This window comes from Marinobacter sp. (assembly GCF_048266785.1).
Taxonomy (GTDB): domain Bacteria; phylum Pseudomonadota; class Gammaproteobacteria; order Pseudomonadales; family Oleiphilaceae; genus Marinobacter.
The window spans coordinates 14,816-32,310 of the sequence record NZ_JBLWYX010000015.1 but is presented as its reverse complement, the minus strand read 5'-3'; the positions used below and the strand labels follow the sequence as shown (position 1 = coordinate 32,310).

Below are 17,495 nucleotides of genomic sequence, written 5' to 3'. Positions count from 1 at the left end.
AGATGACGGAAACCATGACGAACAATCAGTCGAAAAGGCGAACAGTCAATCTGGCATTCACCGGCGCCTCCGGTGCCCAGTACGGCCTGCGCCTTCTGCAGTGTCTGGTGGCTGCGGGCTGCCGGGTTAACGTGATGATCAGTAAGGCCGCGCAGATTGTCATTGCGACAGAAACCGACCTGAAGCTGCCGGGAACTCCGCCGGCCATGCAAAAAACCTTGTCTGAATACGCCTCTGCCGAGCCCGGCCAGGTGCTGGTATTTGGCCGCGAAGACTGGTTTTCTCCCCCCGCTTCCGGGTCTGGCGAAAAAGCACCTCTGGTGGTTTGCCCTTGCAGTACCGGAACCCTCTCCGCGCTGGCCACCGGTGCCAGTAACAACCTGATTGAGCGCGCCGGCGATGTAGCACTTAAAGAGCGGCGCCAACTGATTCTGGTGCCCCGCGAAGCGCCATACTCCGAAGTGCACCTGGAAAACATGTTGAAGCTCACTCGCATGGGCGCTGTCATCATGCCGGCCAGCCCGGGGTTCTACCATAGGCCTGAGTCGGTGCAGGATATTGTGGACTTTATTGTCGCCCGTATTCTCGACCATCTGGGCCTGCCTCAGGATCTGATACCCCGATGGGGCGAGGCCCGGGTTAGCGCCAAAGTGGATCGCATCGATGGTTTTGGCCAGCACGATTGATGGTTTTAACCATTGAGCAAACCCGCCTGTCGGCAGAGACTTGGTGAACGCCAATAACAATATTGTTCACTGACTGAGGTTCACCATGATTCCACGTACGCTCTTCGACGCTGACCTTGACGGTTTTCGGGATTCCGTTCGGAAATTCCTTGAGCAGGAAGCTGCGCCATACCACGAGCAGTGGGAGAAGGATGGCCAGGTCAGCCGCGAGTTGTGGCAGAAGGCCGGCGAACTGGGTTTTTTGTGCCCGACCATGCCCGAGGAATACGGCGGTGTTGGCGCTGACTTCCGTTACAGCGCGGTTGTGATGGAAGAGGTCTCGCGGGCCGGGCTTTCCGGTATCGGCTGGACTCTGCATTCCGATATTGTTGCACCCTACATTCTCAAGTACGGCTCGGAAGAGCAGAAAACGCATTACCTGCCCAAAATGGCCTCTGGTGAAATTATCACCGCAATTGCCATGAGCGAGCCGGGTGCCGGTTCTGATCTTCAGGGTGTGAAAACCACGGCAATAAAGAATGGCGACCACTACACTTTAAACGGTTCCAAAACCTTTATAACCAACGGCCAGATGGCCGACCTGGTGATCGTTGTTGCCAAAACCGATCCGAAAGAAGGCGCAAAAGGCATCAGCCTGCTACTGGTTGAAGCCGCATGGGAAGGTTTTGAAAAAGGCCAGAACCTGAACAAAGTCGGTATGAAGGCTCAGGATACTTCCGAGCTTTTTTTCCAGGACGTAAAAGTCCCGGTCACTCATCTGCTTGGTTCCATGGAAGGGCAGGGCTTTATGCAACTGATGCAGGAGCTTCCTGCAGAGCGCCTGCAGATTGGCCTTACCGCAATCGCCGCCGCAGAAGCGGCCTGGCAGTGGACGCTTGATTACGTCAAAGAGCGCAAAGCCTTCGGCAAGCCGGTGATCAAATTCCAGAATACCCGTTTCAAAATGGCTGAGATGAAAGCAGAAATCACCGCCGCCCGGGTGTTCACCGACCGTTGTCTGGAGCTTCACCTGGAGAAAAAGCTCGACATACCAACCGCCGCGATGCTGAAGCAATACACGACGGATCTGCAGTGCCGGGTGATGGATGAGTGCGTGCAGTTGCATGGAGGCTACGGCTACATGTGGGAATACCCGATTGCCCGCGCCTGGGCTGATTCGCGGGTTCAGCGTATCTACGGCGGAACCAACGAAATCATGAAAGAGATCGTTGCGCGGGCATTTTAAGTTGCATTCCGCAAGAGCCCCGGAGACTGCAGGCAGGCAAGGAATCGGCTGTAATTCCTGGTCTCATCTGGGGTAAGTTCGGGAGAAACGGATTTTGGAGATTCATGTGGTTTTACCCATAACTTTTCCAAATTTTGAAGCATAAATTTTCCACTACAGAGCCAACTCACGGTTAATAATGACGCAACTATAGTCTGGCGCGAGCGCCCAGATTTTGGTGAGGCACGTTCCTGAATACTGCGGGCTCAAAACGCACGCCTTAAACAAAAGCGAACATTGGTAAGGCCTCTCTAAAGATACATGCCTCCGCTTATCGCAAGGCATTCCGCTGCCGGTAAGCCTGTGGTGTTATCCCCGTCCAGCGAATAAAGCTTCGGGTAAACGCACTGTGCTCCGAATAGCCCAGTAGTAACGCAATATCCACTAACCCCAGCCTGGTCTCGCGCAGGTAGCGTTCAGCTATTTCCTGTCGCACTGCCGCCACCTCTTTTAGAAAGCTGGTGCCGGCCGCCGTCAGTTGTCGTTGCAGGGTGCGAACGGACAGGTCCATGCTTTCTGCAACCGAGGCAATCTCCGGATTGGCTTCCGGCAATAGCCTTCCAACGCGACGACGCACCTCATCAATCAGCGGCGACTGGTCAGGCAAGCGCGCAAGCAGTGATTCCGCCTGCTCTTCCAGCATGGCGAGCATGGCCGGGTCCGCACTCTGAAGAGGTTCCAGCAGGGTCTGTGCATCCAGGTGTATCACCGTATCGACTTGTTCAAAATCCACAGGACAGCCGAAAAAATTCCTATATTCCCGAATACTGGTGGGCGTTGGGTTGATGAAAGAAACATAGGTCGGGGCAAATTCCCGGCGTGTCAGCCCCCGACACAGGTGCACCAAAGCCGTTATCGCGGTTTCATCAACCAAGGGGCCCGGCCTACCATGCTCGGCATCCCATACAAGCGCTACGCCATCACCGTTCGCCCGAATTTCCATAGGGGTTACGTCATAAACCAGCCGTTGATAGCGGTTCAGGCGACTCAACGCCTCTCTCAGATTCCGCGAGGCCATGATCATGTAGCCCAGCACACCGACGTGGCGGAGGCTCAGGGTCTGTCCCAGATGGAGCCCGAGCAGTGGGTCATTCAGGTGGCTCGCTGCACAGTCCAGCAGCGCACGCCAGTCATCGATCGGCAAATCGGCATTCAAGGCAGTGTCTGCCGGCGGCCTGGGATGTGGCAGCAATGCGTCGCTGTTCAGCCGCTTTGCGTCCAGGTGCTCGTAAAGAGCAAGAGCAAAACTGGCCGGCACACGGCGTCGATGTGGAGCACTCATTATCATCTCGATGTCAGGCAACCGCTTTGGCGCAAGATGTTAAATCGATGGCAGCCCATGTCAAGCAACCGGTTCACCATTTAGCCAAAGTAGCCCGACTACAAATAAGTTCCGAGGATGAAAACATGCAGCTATTGGTTACCGGCGCAGCCAACGGGATCGGTGCCAGCGTTACAGAGCTGGCCACTCAACAAGGGCACAAGGTTATCGCGACCGATCTAGATATTACGGCGCTGAAGCAGCGCTGGGAAAACCAGCCGTCCGTGCGCAGCGAAGCCCTGGATGTGCGCGACGAAGGGCAATGGCGCAGCCTGATCCGAAAGCTTGAGAGCGAAGGCCAAACAATTGACGTACTGGCAAACGTAGCCGGCGTATTGCGCAGCGGGCGTACGGGCAACCTTAAGGGTGAGGACGTTCACCTGATGCTGGACGTGAATGTGCAGGGTGCCATTCTGGGTGCCAACGCCGCTGCCGCACACATGATCGCCCATGGCATCAAAGGCCACATTATCAATGTCGGCTCTATCGCCTCTCTGTATGCCACATCAGGCACTACTATCTACGCCGCCAGCAAGTTTGCGGTGCGGGGGTTCAGCATTGCTGCCGCCGGCGATCTTCGCCCCCATGGCATTGCGGTCTCCCTGGTAGGCCCTGGCCCGGTCAAAACTGGCATGCTGGAACAACAGCGGGGCGACGACAACGCCGCGTTGACCTTTTCCGGGCTACGGGCCCTCACCACGCAAGAAGTGGCTGAAACAATCCTGGGCCCGGTACTCGCGAAACGCCCGCTGGAGTGTTTCTTACCTTGGCATGAAGGCATCGTGGGTAAGATTTGCAACCTCATGCCCGGCCTCTTTTTATACATGACCCGACGCGCCTTTAACCGCGGCCGCAAGAATTTCAGTTCCGACAACTTCTGATGAACGCAGCGAGGAAATAAACATGACCACGTTCAAGCAAATCACCGATTTTGACCAGTCGCGCGACGCTCACGGCCAGCAGGCCCGGGTGGGAGACACACGCGCTGCAGCTGAAACGTTCCGTGCCGCCATGCTGGCCGGGCCCAAGGCTCGCTACTTTCGCTCTTTTGATCTGATTAAGGTTCCTTACCCGTCCCGTTTCGGCCTGCGCAACGCCTTTTCCCGGGAAAAGTGGGTGGGATTTATGCACATCCAGAATCGGCTGTTTGTGGTGCAGTTCGACACCCCCGACGGCGTAAAGACTCTTCTGGTCTCACCCTCCGACCACGAAAGGGGCGGGGAAACGCCGTTCTTCCGACGCCTGCAGGACAAAAACCCGGACTTTCTCACCAAATTGATCACCCAGCGGCAAAGCACCGTTCCGGAGATCATCGCCAGCATCGGCCTGAAGCCGGAAGACATCGACTACATCACCTACGACCACCTGCACACCCAGGATGTGCGACGGTGGCTCGGGACCGATCAGGAACCGGCGTTATTTCCGAATGCCAAGCTTCTGGTGCATTGGCGTGAATGGGAGTCAGCTTTGGATCTGAACCCGTATCAGGCGGACTGGTACTGCCCCAACGGCATCGCAGGGATCAGGGATGACAGAATCATCAAATTCGACGGCTCCATCATGCTGGGCGATGGTGTCGCACTGGTTCACACACCTGGCCACACTGAGGGGAATCATTCCATCGTGGTACATACCGATGAAGGACTTTGGGTGACCAGTGAAAACGGTGTCAGCGTGGATTCCTACGCCCCTCAACTTTCTACAGCCAGTGGCGTCGCGACCTATGCCAAAACCATCGGCACCGAGGTAATCATCAACGGCAATACGCTTGAAAACTCCATCGACCAGTACATTTCCATGGTTCAGGAAAAAACCATTGCCGGGCCATCGCTGCGCGACCAGCGCTTCCCCAATGTTTTTCCGTCCTCTGAAATGACGCCGTTCTGGGCGTTCCCGGGAACCTCGTCGGCGTTCTATGTTGGCGAAGCCAGACATGGTGCGCTCTATCTACCCGCTAGCGTTGGCAGAATACAATGAAACGCACAGTCGCCTGTCTCTGACAAGAAACGAATCGATCCGAAACCGTCGGTTCATCAATCCTGGCATGCAATTCTCGGGCATACGCGTCGTCGTGGAGAATCTGGCGTGATCGGCTGGTATAGGAAGCGTCGGGCAAACAATTGATGGCGAGCGTTAATTGGTGCTAACTGAATGTTGAGGACGGATACCAGTACGCCCGCGCTCTACGGGCGCGGGCGTACTGGGGGTCTCTCGTGCACTAGCTTGCAAGCACGAGTGTTAGGAGAATCACTCCACGATCATTATCGACTTGACGTTAACGAACTCCTTCATGCCGAAACCGCCGTGCTCACGGCCGTAACCGCTGTCCTTGACACCGCCGAAGGGCAGCTGCGGCTGGGCAATATTATAGCCGTTGATGTTAACCATGCCGGTCTCGAACAGGTTGCGAGCAATATGGATGGCACGCTTTTCGTCCTTGGAGAAGATGCCGCCACCCAGGCCGTAGCGGGAATCGTTGGCGACGCGAATGGCCTCGTCCTCGTCCTTCACACGAATCAACGACGCCACCGGGCCGAACAGCTCTTCGTCATAGGCAGGCATTCCTGGCTTCAAGTCTTCCAGCACGGTGCTGGGGTAGAAGTAGCCTGGACCGTCGGGGATTTCACCGCCCAATACGCAAGTCGCACCGGCGTCGATGGAGCGCTTGACCAAGTCGTGCAGGGTTTCGCGCAAATCGTCACGGGCGATCGGGCCAAGCTTGGTGTTCTCGTTGGTCGGGTCACCGTATTCGACCTGGCTCATCTTCTCGACGAACTTGTCGCGGAATTCCTGATAGACCGCATCCACCACGATGAAGCGCTTAGCCGCCACACAGGTTTCGCCGTTATTGTAGATACGGCCCTGGACGCAAGTCTCGACCGCGAGATCGATGTCCGCATCGGCCAGCACCATAAAGGCATCGTTGCTGCCTAACTCCAGTACGGTCTTCTTCAGGCACTCACCTGCCTTGGCTGCCACGGCGCCGCCCGCCTTCGGGCTGCCGGTGAGAGTTACACCGCGCACGTATTCGTGCTCGATGAGCTGACCGACCTGGTCCGCGTCGATGAGCAGATTGCGGAACACGTTCTCCGGCAGACCGGCTTCGCGGAAGACCTTCTCGATCTCCACCGCCGACCCCCAAACATTGGGGGCGTGCTTGAGCAGCACGGTGTTGCCCGCCATGATGTTGGCGATGCTGTAACGAATTACCTGATAGAACGGGAAGTTCCAGGGCTGGATACCTAGAATCACACCGGTGGGCAGATAGCTGACCAGTGCACGGCCGCCTTCAAGTTCGCGTTCCTCGTCGGCCAGCGCCTTGGGCGCAGTGTCGGCGCTGTATTCGCAGATGGCGGCGCACAGCTCGATCTCACCGCCGCCCTGGGAAATCGGCTTGCCCATTTCCCGGGTCATCAACGCGGCGTACTCATCCTTGTTGGCCCGCAGGCGCTTGGCGATTTCACGCAGGATGTTGCCGCGCTCCTCTAAGCTGGTCTTGCGCCATTCAAGAAAAGCCTGATGGGATTCCTTGAGCGCTTGTAATGCCTGGTCGTCGCTGAGCGTTTCATAGGTGGCGATGGTCTCGCCGGTGGCCGGATTGATGGTCTGATGTGTCTTTGCCATGTCATTCATCCTTTTTTGCAATGGTTCATAGAACCCGTCTGGAACGGGGTTCTGACGTAAGTTTTGGAGTCAGGGTGCGCAGGGTCCGTCGCCCTGCTTCGCACTTAACCAAACGGCCGTTGTTTTATCCAGTCGACGGTCTGGGCGAGCGTCGTGGGTATATCGCGGAAAGTGACACCCAAGCTGTCGCGCCGGGTGAAATCGAACTGTGTCGGCTCTTCTGCCGAGCCCGTCAATGGCGCCGGTAGACCAGCTTCGGGCACGTGCGGCGCCAGGGCGGAGTAGATGTCGGCCCAGGTCCAGCTGTCGTAGACCGCGAAATAACGCCCTTCGGCAGCCGACTGTTCATAGGCGGCGAGAAACAGTGTGGCCACGTCGTCGATATGGGCCATGGAAATGGAGCCACTGGGCACCGTTTCGTGCTGGCCTTTTCGTCCCTCGACCATTGAAGCCAGGCTGGCATGCAAGCTGCGTTCGAGATGCTGCGGCAGCACCGTTGGGCCGAGCATGAACGTGGGTAGCAGAATCGCCAGCCGCTGGCAGTTATCGGCGGCGAAGGCCTTGGCCTCGCGTTCCATCACGGTCTTTTCGGCGGCCGTGTATTTTTTGCGGCTCATCTGCTCTTCGGCATCCGATACGGCGTCCAGCTCGTTTTTCACCGCTATCGGCTCGGGCGGATTGGTGCTGCTGGTACTGCTGCAGATCACCACGTTCGCGGTGCCGGCACGCGCTGCGGCCTGCATGATTGCCAGACAACCGTCAGCGGTCGGTCGGATGATGTCGCGCCAGCCCTGCTCGTCGTCCATTTCGCTGGCCGGGGTGCCGTCCGGCCCGCTATGGCGCGGCGCGAGGCTGGCGATGAATACGCCGTCTGCGCCTGCCATGGCCTCATCGAAGCTGTGGGTGTCGGTCATCTCGGCCGAGAACAACGTCAGCCGCTCAGACGCACCGGGGAGCGCCTGGAGGTGACGCGTTTTGCTGTCGTCGCTGGCATCGCGCAGCGTGGCGTTGACGCGGTAACCGGCTGCGAGCGCCGTCTTGACGATGTTCGAGCCGACGAAGCCGCTGCCGCCGGCGACACACAACGTCGTGGATTGCTTGTTCATGATTGCACACCCCGAATAGGGAAATTGATGACCGGTCCCGGCACGATGGGAAAGTGTGTCACGCCCCAGTCGTTGCGGGCAAAATGCAGGTCGCTGTGGCAAACGCCGCAATAGAGGATTTCAATGGCGACGTCGTCTTCGCGCGGCTGGCAACGCTCGAAATTGAAGGGCGCCAGAAGTTGGTCGGCGGCATGCGCCGCATAAGCACGGGTCTGACTCATAGCAGGTCTCTTCGATTGGTGTGAATGCCAGAACAATGACAAGCATTATAGGAAATGCAGCCAGCGAATGGCATCAACATTCCTGCGGGATTTTTGCACGTTTCTACTAAATCAAGGCGCCCCCAAGGATTAATGAGGGTATAATTAGCATAATCGTCCCGTGCTGAATCAAGGAGTTCAAGATGCCTGCCTCCCCATCGACCGATGTCCTGATCGAGTTGATCGCGCCGCTGATCGAGCATGACGGCTACATCAGGACATCACTGCCATCGGTGACGCTGATGGCGCTACGTCGACCCATCCCACGAACGCCACTGATATACGAACCAAGCCTGAATATCATCGCCCAGGGCTACAAGATCGGCTACCTCGGCAATCACGAGATTCACTACGGTCCAGGGCAATATCTGGTACAGACGCTGCCGCTACCTTTCGAATGCGAGACCCATGCGTCGCCCGAGTCGCCGCTACTGGGCGTATCGATACGCCTCGATCCGGCGCTGCTGGTGGAACTGGTCACGGCCATGGGAGAGCGCGACGTTAAGGATGAGGAATCGCCTGTACCCATGGACTCGGTGTCGATGACCCACGGCATGCACGGCGCTGTGGTCCGACTGTTGCAGACACTGCATGATCCCTTTGAGATCGCGGCCATGGGATCGCAGCGGGAGCGCGACGTGCTATTCGAGGCCTTGAAGGGACAGCAAGGGGCCGCCCTTCGCGCCTTGGTGCATCACCAGGGCCACTATTCGCAAATCGTCCAGGTGCTGTCACAGTTGCATGCCCGCTACGCGGAGGAGGTCTCGATAGAAGCTCTGGCTCACCAGGCCAACATGAGTCCCTCGGCTTTTCACAAGCACTTCAAGCAGGTCACCCAGGCCTCTCCACTGCAATATCTCAAGCGGCTGCGTCTGATCAAGGCGCAGCAACTGCTTGTTCAGGAAGCTCACAACGTGAATCAGATTGCCGAGGCGGTCGGCTATCACAGCGTTTCCCAGTTCAGTCGTGACTACAAGCGTTGCTTCGGCACCCCGCCTCTGCGTCATCGCAAGGAGGAACGTGCGCTGCAAGCCTCATGAACCGTTCGCTTGGGAGTTGTTGCCTTCTCCAATGGCCGGATACAGCCAAGGTCGACGATAAGTGTCGGTAGCAGAACCCCATCGGAATCCAATACACGTACTGAGCGATCAGGATCGGGTCCCAGTTCGACCAACCTAGATCCTGTTGGTCAGGGAATCAGGACAATCTTTTCAGAAGCGCCCTCTTTCACTCGATGATAGGCCGCCACTGCCTCTCTTAAGGGTCGCTCGATAAAATCACCCATATCAGGGATATTCAGAGGATTATCGAGGAAATCAAAGAGGGTGAAGCGAGCTTCTATCAGCCCGATATTGATGAGTTGAAGAGTGAATTCATTGGAATGCGCAGTCCCGCACCCTCAAGCCCAGTGAAAGAAAAAAAGGCCGGAACTTCCCCTTCCCATCCTGGTGTCAGGAAGCCAAAAAGGGATCCGATCAATGCATCATGAAGAGTATCTCAGTTCAGCTGCGCGTAGCACGCTCCGGCCGATTGTGATTAGAGGAGAGGGAGAACACATCGAGTCCCTGACGTCATACATCGGGCGTCTCGCCTGGCACCACTCGGTTAAGCCCTCTTTGCTGATCAGTAGTTTGATGGACCCCGGAAAGTCCGCTGGATTTCTGAATCATGAAATAGCGACGAGCTTTAATTCACTGACTCCCAAAACGGCCGCCATCGTAGAAAGTGTCGCGACGCAGGCAGGCCTTGCCAGTCATTTGGTCGCGGCTATGACCTTTGTCCATCTTCATGATCAGATTGATCATAGCGCGCGCGGATTCATCAGAAAGGCCAAGCAGTGGTGTCCCGTTTGCTATCACGAAGATCATTCGAATGGAGGCCAGTACGATCGCCTCGCCTGGAGCTTGCAAGGCGTCTCGCATTGTGTGAAGCACCGATGCAAGCTCAGGGATTATTGCCAGCATTGCTTAAAAGCTCAGCCCTACCTCTCCACCAAATGTAAGGTGGGATTCTGTCATCACTGTGAGCAATCACTAACGGAGAGCGTTCTATCGAAACGAGCGGATGTCGACTGCAAAGAAAGTGAGGTTTATTCCTCCCTCGTACTGGGAATTGTCGATCAAGCTAACGCTGAAACTGAAAGCCTTGAGTCCATATTGCGGCAAATTGCCTATATGTTCTCCGCTGAAGGAATCCCGCGATTTGCTGAGTTCCTTAAAATGGACAGGCATTGTGTAGAGCGCTGGATGACGGGGGAAACGAAACCAGCTTTCAAAAGTGTTCAGCGCGTTTGTGGCAAACTAAAGGTGCCCTGGGCAGATGTTCTGATGAGGCGTATGAGCGCATCTGAAATCATCGAATCAAACAAACGAAGTCGATCGAAAATCCAATGGGCTCGCAGAGAGCTGGACTCTGAAAGAGAGCTACGAGTGGTTGATGGAGAAATACTTCATGACGATCAGCCCTGTGCAAGGAAGGTCAGGAGCGCTGCTGCAATTGAACGGATTGATCGTTACCTCGATCAAATTATTTCCGGCAAAGTAAAGCCCTATTCGCGCGCAAAAATCGCCTCCACGCTGGGCGTCTCCTCTGGTTATCTTGAGTCCTTGTTCGGCCAAAAGGTCAAAACAATCTCAGAGATCTACAAGAAGTACTTGGATGACTTGAGCGTATCAAGAACCGAGCTCCTGAAGGCTGAAATTTATGTGTCGCTTCAAATGGTCTATGAGGACGGAGAGGCCCCAAGCTGGAGTAACGTCGGTGTCTACCTCTCGGAGGATCTGCAAAAGCGTTTTTCGATGACGGAGATCGCTAGGATTCGGAAGGAGGCAATCCCGGACGTTTTCTCCGGCCGTTACCAAGCAAGTGCCCAAAAGGCCAAGAGGAAGCTGGGGCTCGTTAAGTGAAGACTTTAAGAGAATGCTTTTCCTGAATTCTTTTCAGACGTTGGCTTGAGCTTACAGGTCGAATGCGATGAACTTTTTTGGCCCAGATTATGAACCATAAAATTTCCTCAATTATCGAGATTTGAGGGTGGTAGGTGTGGAAGCATAACTTTTCCGAAAGGGGGCAAGTGCTGTAAGTGAGCGAATTCAGATGACATTCAATGAACTGCGCCGGGGTGACAGTGATTCGTGGTCAGTCCATTGGTACTGTCCGAGAACAATAAATTTTCCATCACGGAAAAGTTATGATTCAGATGACAATTCAGCATTTCTCAGGAAGAGAAATGGTGCCGAGGAGAGGACTTGAACCTCCACGCCCTTGCGAGCACTAGCACCTGAAGCTAGCGTGTCTACCAATTTCACCACCTCGGCAGGTGATTTGCAGATTTACCGTTAGTTTGTTGAAAACTAGGCGTTTCTGCCAAATATGAAGGTATACTTCATCAGATGGCGCGTACTTTAATAATTCCGACTGTAGCTGTCAAACGTTTTTTCAGTAATTGGGCGGCACGTATTTGTGCTTATAAAGGGTGGGTTGTTAGGCAGTCGATCCGTACCAACGTATACTATATCGCAAACGAATATGAACAGCGCCGCTGTGGCGCCGCATTTAGCAAGGATTTTAATGGTTTCCAGGAATAAAAAACACAAAGACCCCCACGCGGGCCGTGAGGCTCAAAACTATGATAACCCGATTCAAAGTAGGGAATTCATTCTCGCGCACCTGAAAGACCGTGGGGCGCCGGCAACACACGAGACGTTGTGTTCCGAGCTTGGCCAGACAACTCCGGAAGGTATCGAAGCACTCAGGCGGCGCCTGATTGCCATGTGCCGGGATGGTCAGCTTATTTGTAACCGTCGCGACGCGTTCCTTCCGATTGAGGAAGCCGATCTGGTCAGCGGTCGGGTTATTGGTCACAGAGATGGCTTCGGCTTTCTGGTGCCGGATGATGGTGGGTCTGATCTGTTTCTTACCGCACGCCAGATGCGCATGGTGTTTCACGGTGACAGGGTTGCCGCACGGGTAGACAAGGTTGATGATCGTGGTCGGCGTGAAGGCGTTATCGTTGATGTTATAGAACATCGCACACACCAGACCGTCGGGCGCTTTTTTAATGAAAGCGGTATCGCCTACGTGGTACCCGAGAATGCCAGGATCAACCACGAAGTGCTGGTGCCGGAAGAGCATATTGGTGAGGCTTATCACGGTCAGTATGTCGTTGTGGATATTTTGCGCCAGCCCACAATGCGCAGCAAGCCCACGGGCAAGATTGCTGAGATTCTGGGGGAGCATATGGCCCCGGGTATGGAAATTGATGTGGCTATCCGCTCTTACGATATTCCCCATAGCTGGCCAACGGAGGTGGGCGCCCAGGCAGCGGCTATTCCAGGGGAAGTGGAAGAGAAAGACAAAGCCAATCGTGTGGATATCCGCAATATGCGATTGGTGACGATCGATGGCGAGACTGCGCGGGATTTCGACGACGCCATATATTGTGAACCGAGGGGCCGTGGTGCCTATCGCCTGGTCGTGGCAATAGCCGATGTATCCCATTACGTACGCACCGGCTCGCCTCTGGATGAAGAGGCCCTGCGCCGGGGCAACTCGGTGTACTTCCCGGACCACGTGGTGCCCATGCTTCCGGAGAAGCTTTCCAATGGCCTGTGTTCCCTGAACCCGGACGTTGATCGCCTGTGCATGGTGGCAGATATGACCATCAGCGCTGCTGGCAATATCAGTGGGTACACTTTCTATCAGGCGGTGATGCGCAGTCATGCGCGGCTGACCTATAACAAAGTCAGCGACATGCTTGAGCGGCCAGATTCAGAGCCGGGTTATCGGTTGTCTGCCCAGTACGCGGATGTGCTTCCGCATCTGCATAACCTGTACGATCTTTATAAGCTGCTGCGTAAAGCGCGAACGGAACGTGGTGCTATTGATTTTGAAACCACGGAAACCCAAATTGTTTTCGATGCCGAGCGCAAAATCGAAGAAATTGTGCCGGTGCACCGTAACGATGCTCACAAGATTGTGGAAGAGAGCATGCTGTGTGCCAACGTGGCCGCGGCGCGCTTCCTGAAGAAACATAAAATGCCAGCACTCTACCGCGTGCACGATGGCCCCTCGGAAGAGCGGCTCAATTCGGTGCGTTTGTTCCTGGGTGAGCTTGGGCTGCAGCTGGGTGGCGGAGACAAGCCGACTTCGGCAGATTATCAGGCGCTGTTAGCCCAGATAACAGACAGGCCAGATGCCAATGTGATCCAGACGGTTATGTTGCGGTCGCTGAGTCAGGCGGTCTATAGCCCGGAAGAAAGTGGTCACTTTGGCCTTGGCTTTCCGAGTTACGCCCACTTTACCTCCCCGATTCGACGCTACCCGGATCTGGTGGTGCACCGGGCTATCAAATCGCGGATTCATAACCCCGAAGTTTCAAAGGACGTTGTGTCACCGCGCGTCTTTGATCCGGAGCTGGTGCAATATCCTTACGATTATGCCCGCATGGAGCAGTTGGGCGAGCACGTGTCGATGACTGAGCGGCGCGCCGATGACGCCACTCGTGATGTCATGGCGTGGCTCAAATGCGAGTTTCTCAGTGATCACGTCGGAGAAGAGTTTGACGGGGTTATCGCCGCCGTTGTGCCGTTCGGGTTCTTTGTCGAGTTGTCTGGTGTGTATATCGAAGGCTTGGTGCATGTTTCGACCCTCAGCGGTGATTACTTCCACCATGATTCGGCTAAACACCGCCTGATTGGCGAGCGCACAGCGGTCAGCTTCCGCCTGGGTGACGAGCTAAGAGTTCGAGTGACGCGGGTTGGTATGGAAGACCGCAAGATCGATCTGGAGTTGGTCAGTGAGCCGAAGCGTCGGCAAGCGGATCGGGATGCTCTGGATGTGGCCAAGCGTGACACTCGTGGGAAGAATGGCAAGCGCACGGATAAAAGCCGGAGCCGGAGTGGTTCAACCGGCGCTGGCAAGTCTGCAAAAGGCGCAAAAACTGGAAAGGCCGTAAAAACTGAAAAAGCAGGTAAGCCAGCCAGTGCGAAAGCGCAGCTGGCCGCTGAAGCCGCCCGTGAGGCCAGCAAAAAACCGAAAAAAGGCCCTGGCAAGCCAGCCGGTGCCAGCAAGCCGCGGAAGCCGCGCAAGATAGACAAATAACAGGAAGCCGAACCAGTGTCCGAAGAATTTGTATTTGGCTGGCACGCGGTTGAGGCTGTCCTCAAGCGCGAGCCAGGAAGGTTGCAGCAGGTCTGGATTCAGACTGGCCGGCAGGACAAGCGAGTAAAAACCATCACCGATTCTCTGGATGAGTTGGGGGTTAAGTGGGCTGTTGTCCATCGTCGGGAGCTGGATGAGCGCGTTGGCGGAGTCCACCAGGGTGTGGTTGCTGCGGTTACTGAAAGCCGCGAATGGACGGAAGACGATCTTCTAACCCAGCTTGCGACAAGTGACAAACCCCCTTTTTTGCTTGTACTGGATGGCGTAACCGACCCGCACAACCTGGGCGCATGCATGCGCACCTGTGATGCAGTTGGTATTCAGGCTGTTATCGTGCCGAAAGATAAATCGGCGTCGCTGACAGCGGTGGCTCGAAAGGTTGCCTGCGGCGCTGCGGAGACTGTGCCTTTTGTTCGCGTGACCAATCTGGCGCGGTTTCTTCGCACCCTGAAAGACCAGGGGGTATGGCTGATCGGTACCGCTGGTGAAGCCGAGGCCACGTTGTATCAGGCAGACTTCAAGGGCCCGGTTGCGTTGGTTATGGGTGCCGAAGGCACGGGCATGCGCCGGCTCACGCGGGAGCACTGCGATCAGCTCATCAATATTCCCATGTTGGGGCATGTAGACAGTCTCAACGTTTCCGTCGCGACCGGTGTCTGTCTGTACGAAGCATTGCGCCAGCGTCTTGGTTAACTCTTGCACAGAAGGCTGTGTCCGCCTAGAATGCGTCACCCCTTTTCCAAGGGGGAGGTTTTGTATTGCTTTTAATCAGGCATGCATAGTCTCGCTTTTGATCGGGCTTTTCTTGTAAGGTCTTATTGATAAAGCAAAAAACCGGCGGCCCAGGCTGCCACCTCCTTGCTTTCTTGCTTCCCGGCCAGTCCGCGAATTAAGGAAAGCTGTTCAATCCGTAGGGAGAACTCATGCGTCACTACGAAATCGTGTTTATGGTACACCCGGATCAAAGCGAGCAAGTGCCCGCGATGATCGAGCGTTATACCAGCGTCATCACTGAAGATGGCGGCAAGGTACATCGCCTGGAAGATTGGGGCCGTCGTCATATGGCTTACCCGATCAACAAGATTCACAAAGCTCACTATGTGCTGATGAACGTAGAATGTTCACAGGCAGCGATGGACGAGCTGACTCACAACTTCCGGTTCAACGATGCCATCATTCGCGACTTGATTCTGCGTCGCGATGAAGCCGTTGCTGATATCTCTCCGATGAAAGCCGCTGAGTCCCGTGAGGACCGTCGTTCCGGCGGAGAGGATCGCCCGCGTCGTTCAGCTGAATCTGATGAGCGTCAAGACGACAGTCAAGATGATAATCAGAAAGCTGAAACCCAGGACGAAGAAGAGTAATTAACCGGAGTTGAGGAGTTACGTTATGGCTCGTTTTTTCAGACGTCGCAAGTTCTGCCGTTTCACGGCGGAAGGTGTTAAAGAGATCGATTACAAGGATCTGGACACCCTGAAAGGCTACATCACTGAAACCGGCAAAATCGTGCCCAGCCGTATCACTGGCACCAAAGCACGTTATCAGCGTCAGTTGGCAACCGCTATCAAGCGGGCCCGCTTTCTGGCACTGCTGCCGTACTCGGACAGCCACGATAACTAAGTAACAGATAGACAGGACTTGGGACCATGCGTGCACTGGCACAATTTGTAATGCGCGGTCCCCTTCAGGCCAGCGGAGTAGCAGCAGTTGCAACTGCGGTACCCTTGCTGTTCTGGATTGGCGCAGCGGTTGTCGGCCTGGTTATTCTCAGGCTTGGCATCAGTCAGGGGCTTACTATTGGACTCTGGGCATTGCTTCCAGCGCTTGGCTGGGGTGTGTTTGGAGGTGATCCGACAGCCTTGGCGGTTTTGCTGCAAGTGATGCTGATGGCGTCATTGCTCAGAACAACGCTGTCCTGGGAAAGAGCCCTTCTGGGAGGGAGCTTTTTGGCGATCGTCATGGGGCTTACGTTGCCCATGATGTATCCCGGTTTGCTGGACGAACTCGTTCGCGCCGGGGTCAGTTTTTACGAACAGTACAATGCTGAAGTGGCTCGTTCGCTCGGGAGTGATCTTGAGACGGTGATACGGGACACAATGAACGCCAGTATGGCGGGCAGTTACTTGGCAGTAGGCGTGGGCATGACAATGCTGGCCAGATCATGGCAGGCGGGATTGTATAATCCCGGCGGTTTCCGTACGGAATTCCATGGTCTGAAATTGTCTCCTGCTATTGCTGCGGTCTTTGCCGTCACCATGGTTGTAGGTCCGTTTCTCGGGCTGAACTCCATGTTACTGGTCTGGGTAGCTGGAACGCCGATGTTTTTGGCGGGTCTTGCACTGATTCATGGCATTGTCGGGCTTAAAAAACTGAGTGGCCAATGGCTTGCAATGTTCTACGTTGCGCTGGTTCTTCTGGGCCCAAGCCTGATGATTCTGTTAGTGGTTCTGGCATTTGTGGATAGCTGGCTGGATATCCGGGGGCGAATAAAGCCTGCCGGGCCGGCTGAATAAAGCACGAAGAGGTTAACGAGATGGAAGTTATTCTGCTCGAGAAAGTTGCAAACCTTGGCTCCCTGGGCGACAAGGTAAAAGTTAAATCCGGTTACGGCCGTAATTACCTGCTTCCGTACGGTAAGGCTGCGCCTGCCACTGAAGCAAACCTGAAGGCGTTCGAAGAGCGTCGCGCTGAGCTTGAGAAAGCTGCGGCCGAAAAGCTGGCAACGGCTCAGGTTCGCGCTGAGGCTCTGGAAGGTGCATCCTTCACAGTTACCTCCAAAGCGGGTGATGAAGGCAAGTTGTTCGGCTCCATCGGTGTTCGCGATATTGCAGACGTAATTACTGCTGCGGGCACTGAAGTAGAGAAGAGTGAAGTTCGTCTACCGGAAGGCCCATTGCGGGCGACCGGTGAGTACGAAATCGAACTTCACCTGCACTCTGACGTTGAAGTGACTGTTAAGCTGGCGGTTGTTGCCGAGTAAGCTTCTTACTCTGTAACACGCTGGTGGCTTGCAGTGAGGCCTTTTGGGGTTCATTGCCAGCCAAACCGACAGGCCCGAACCGTTTATACGGC

General features: G+C 55.4%; 16 protein-coding genes and 1 tRNA gene. 12 read left to right on the top strand and 5 right to left on the bottom strand.

Annotation, left to right across the window (positions count from 1 at the left end; all coding sequences use genetic code 11):
- The first annotated feature begins 2 nt into the window (after positions 1-2).
- Together ACN0V1_RS17115 and ACN0V1_RS17110 are read left to right on the top strand one after the other, a co-directional pair.
- Entirely contained in the window at positions 3-686 is a 684-nt protein-coding gene (locus tag ACN0V1_RS17115) for a flavin prenyltransferase UbiX (protein WP_417546154.1), read from the top strand.
- A gap of 85 nt (positions 687-771) precedes the next feature.
- Positions 772-1,911: an acyl-CoA dehydrogenase family protein gene (locus ACN0V1_RS17110; RefSeq protein ID WP_417546153.1), complete on the top strand. Its 1,140-nt coding sequence runs from the start codon at positions 772-774 to the stop codon at positions 1,909-1,911.
- A gap of 310 nt (positions 1,912-2,221) precedes the next feature.
- On the opposite strand, the gene ACN0V1_RS17105 is transcribed toward ACN0V1_RS17110, so the two are convergent.
- A complete protein-coding gene (locus ACN0V1_RS17105) occupies positions 2,222-3,232 on the bottom strand; it encodes an AraC family transcriptional regulator (protein ID WP_417546152.1) in 1,011 nt (336 codons plus the stop codon).
- A gap of 125 nt (positions 3,233-3,357) precedes the next feature.
- On the opposite strand from ACN0V1_RS17105, the gene ACN0V1_RS17100 reads away from it, so the two are divergent.
- Together ACN0V1_RS17100 and ACN0V1_RS17095 are read left to right on the top strand one after the other, a co-directional pair.
- Positions 3,358-4,152, top strand: coding sequence for an SDR family NAD(P)-dependent oxidoreductase (locus ACN0V1_RS17100; RefSeq protein WP_417546151.1), 795 nt, complete (start codon positions 3,358-3,360; stop codon positions 4,150-4,152).
- 22 nt (positions 4,153-4,174) lie between these two features.
- Positions 4,175-5,248 carry a hypothetical protein gene (locus ACN0V1_RS17095; protein ID WP_417546150.1) on the top strand — a complete coding sequence of 358 codons (1,074 nt, stop codon included), beginning with the start codon at positions 4,175-4,177 and terminating at the stop codon, positions 5,246-5,248.
- A 270-nt stretch (positions 5,249-5,518) separates the two neighbouring features.
- Here ACN0V1_RS17095 and ACN0V1_RS17090 read toward each other — a convergent pair whose 3' ends face one another.
- The 3 genes from ACN0V1_RS17090 to ACN0V1_RS17080 form a co-directional block, all read right to left on the bottom strand.
- Positions 5,519-6,895: an NAD-dependent succinate-semialdehyde dehydrogenase gene (locus ACN0V1_RS17090; RefSeq protein WP_417546149.1), complete on the bottom strand. Its 1,377-nt coding sequence runs from the start codon at positions 6,893-6,895 to the stop codon at positions 5,519-5,521.
- Positions 6,896-6,999: 104 nt separating this feature from the next.
- The gene (locus ACN0V1_RS17085; RefSeq protein ID WP_417546148.1) at positions 7,000-8,001 is read right to left on the bottom strand and encodes an NAD-dependent epimerase/dehydratase family protein; all 1,002 of its coding nucleotides are present in this window, start codon (positions 7,999-8,001) and stop codon (positions 7,000-7,002) included.
- On the bottom strand, positions 7,998-8,222 hold the full coding sequence (locus ACN0V1_RS17080; RefSeq protein ID WP_417546147.1) for an alcohol dehydrogenase catalytic domain-containing protein: 225 nt from the start codon (positions 8,220-8,222) through the stop codon (positions 7,998-8,000). Before ACN0V1_RS17080 ends, ACN0V1_RS17085 begins: the two co-directional genes overlap by 4 nt.
- Before the next feature lie 182 nt (positions 8,223-8,404).
- Between ACN0V1_RS17080 and ACN0V1_RS17075 the strand changes: the two genes are divergently transcribed.
- Positions 8,405-9,301: an AraC family transcriptional regulator N-terminal domain-containing protein gene (locus ACN0V1_RS17075; protein ID WP_417546146.1), complete on the top strand. Its 897-nt coding sequence runs from the start codon at positions 8,405-8,407 to the stop codon at positions 9,299-9,301.
- A gap of 438 nt (positions 9,302-9,739) precedes the next feature.
- A complete protein-coding gene (locus ACN0V1_RS17070; protein WP_417546145.1) occupies positions 9,740-11,167 on the top strand; it encodes a TniQ family protein in 1,428 nt (475 codons plus the stop codon).
- A gap of 324 nt (positions 11,168-11,491) precedes the next feature.
- Here ACN0V1_RS17070 and ACN0V1_RS17065 read toward each other — a convergent pair.
- A tRNA-Leu gene (locus ACN0V1_RS17065) sits at positions 11,492-11,578 on the bottom strand.
- A 253-nt stretch (positions 11,579-11,831) separates the two neighbouring features.
- On the opposite strand from ACN0V1_RS17065, the gene rnr reads away from it, so the two are divergent.
- The 6 genes from rnr to rplI all read left to right on the top strand — a co-directional run bounded on the left by rnr (position 11,832) and on the right by rplI (position 17,403).
- Positions 11,832-14,363, top strand: a complete 2,532-nt coding sequence (gene rnr / locus ACN0V1_RS17060) for a ribonuclease R (RefSeq protein WP_417546144.1) — start codon at positions 11,832-11,834, stop codon at positions 14,361-14,363.
- Between the two features lie 15 nt (positions 14,364-14,378).
- Positions 14,379-15,116: a 23S rRNA (guanosine(2251)-2'-O)-methyltransferase RlmB gene (gene rlmB, locus ACN0V1_RS17055; protein ID WP_417546143.1), complete on the top strand. Its 738-nt coding sequence runs from the start codon at positions 14,379-14,381 to the stop codon at positions 15,114-15,116.
- Between the two features lie 230 nt (positions 15,117-15,346).
- The gene (gene rpsF / locus ACN0V1_RS17050) at positions 15,347-15,787 is read left to right on the top strand and encodes a 30S ribosomal protein S6 (protein WP_417546142.1); all 441 of its coding nucleotides are present in this window, start codon (positions 15,347-15,349) and stop codon (positions 15,785-15,787) included.
- A 25-nt stretch (positions 15,788-15,812) separates the two neighbouring features.
- Positions 15,813-16,043 carry a 30S ribosomal protein S18 gene (gene rpsR / locus ACN0V1_RS17045; protein WP_071264330.1) on the top strand — a complete coding sequence of 77 codons (231 nt, stop codon included), beginning with the start codon at positions 15,813-15,815 and terminating at the stop codon, positions 16,041-16,043.
- 26 nt (positions 16,044-16,069) lie between these two features.
- Positions 16,070-16,936 (top strand): hypothetical protein, encoded by an 867-nt coding sequence (locus ACN0V1_RS17040; protein WP_417546141.1) that lies wholly within the window; start codon positions 16,070-16,072, stop codon positions 16,934-16,936.
- Between the two features lie 20 nt (positions 16,937-16,956).
- Positions 16,957-17,403, top strand: a complete 447-nt coding sequence (gene rplI / locus ACN0V1_RS17035) for a 50S ribosomal protein L9 (protein ID WP_417546140.1) — start codon at positions 16,957-16,959, stop codon at positions 17,401-17,403.
- Positions 17,404-17,495: the final 92 nt, after the last annotated feature.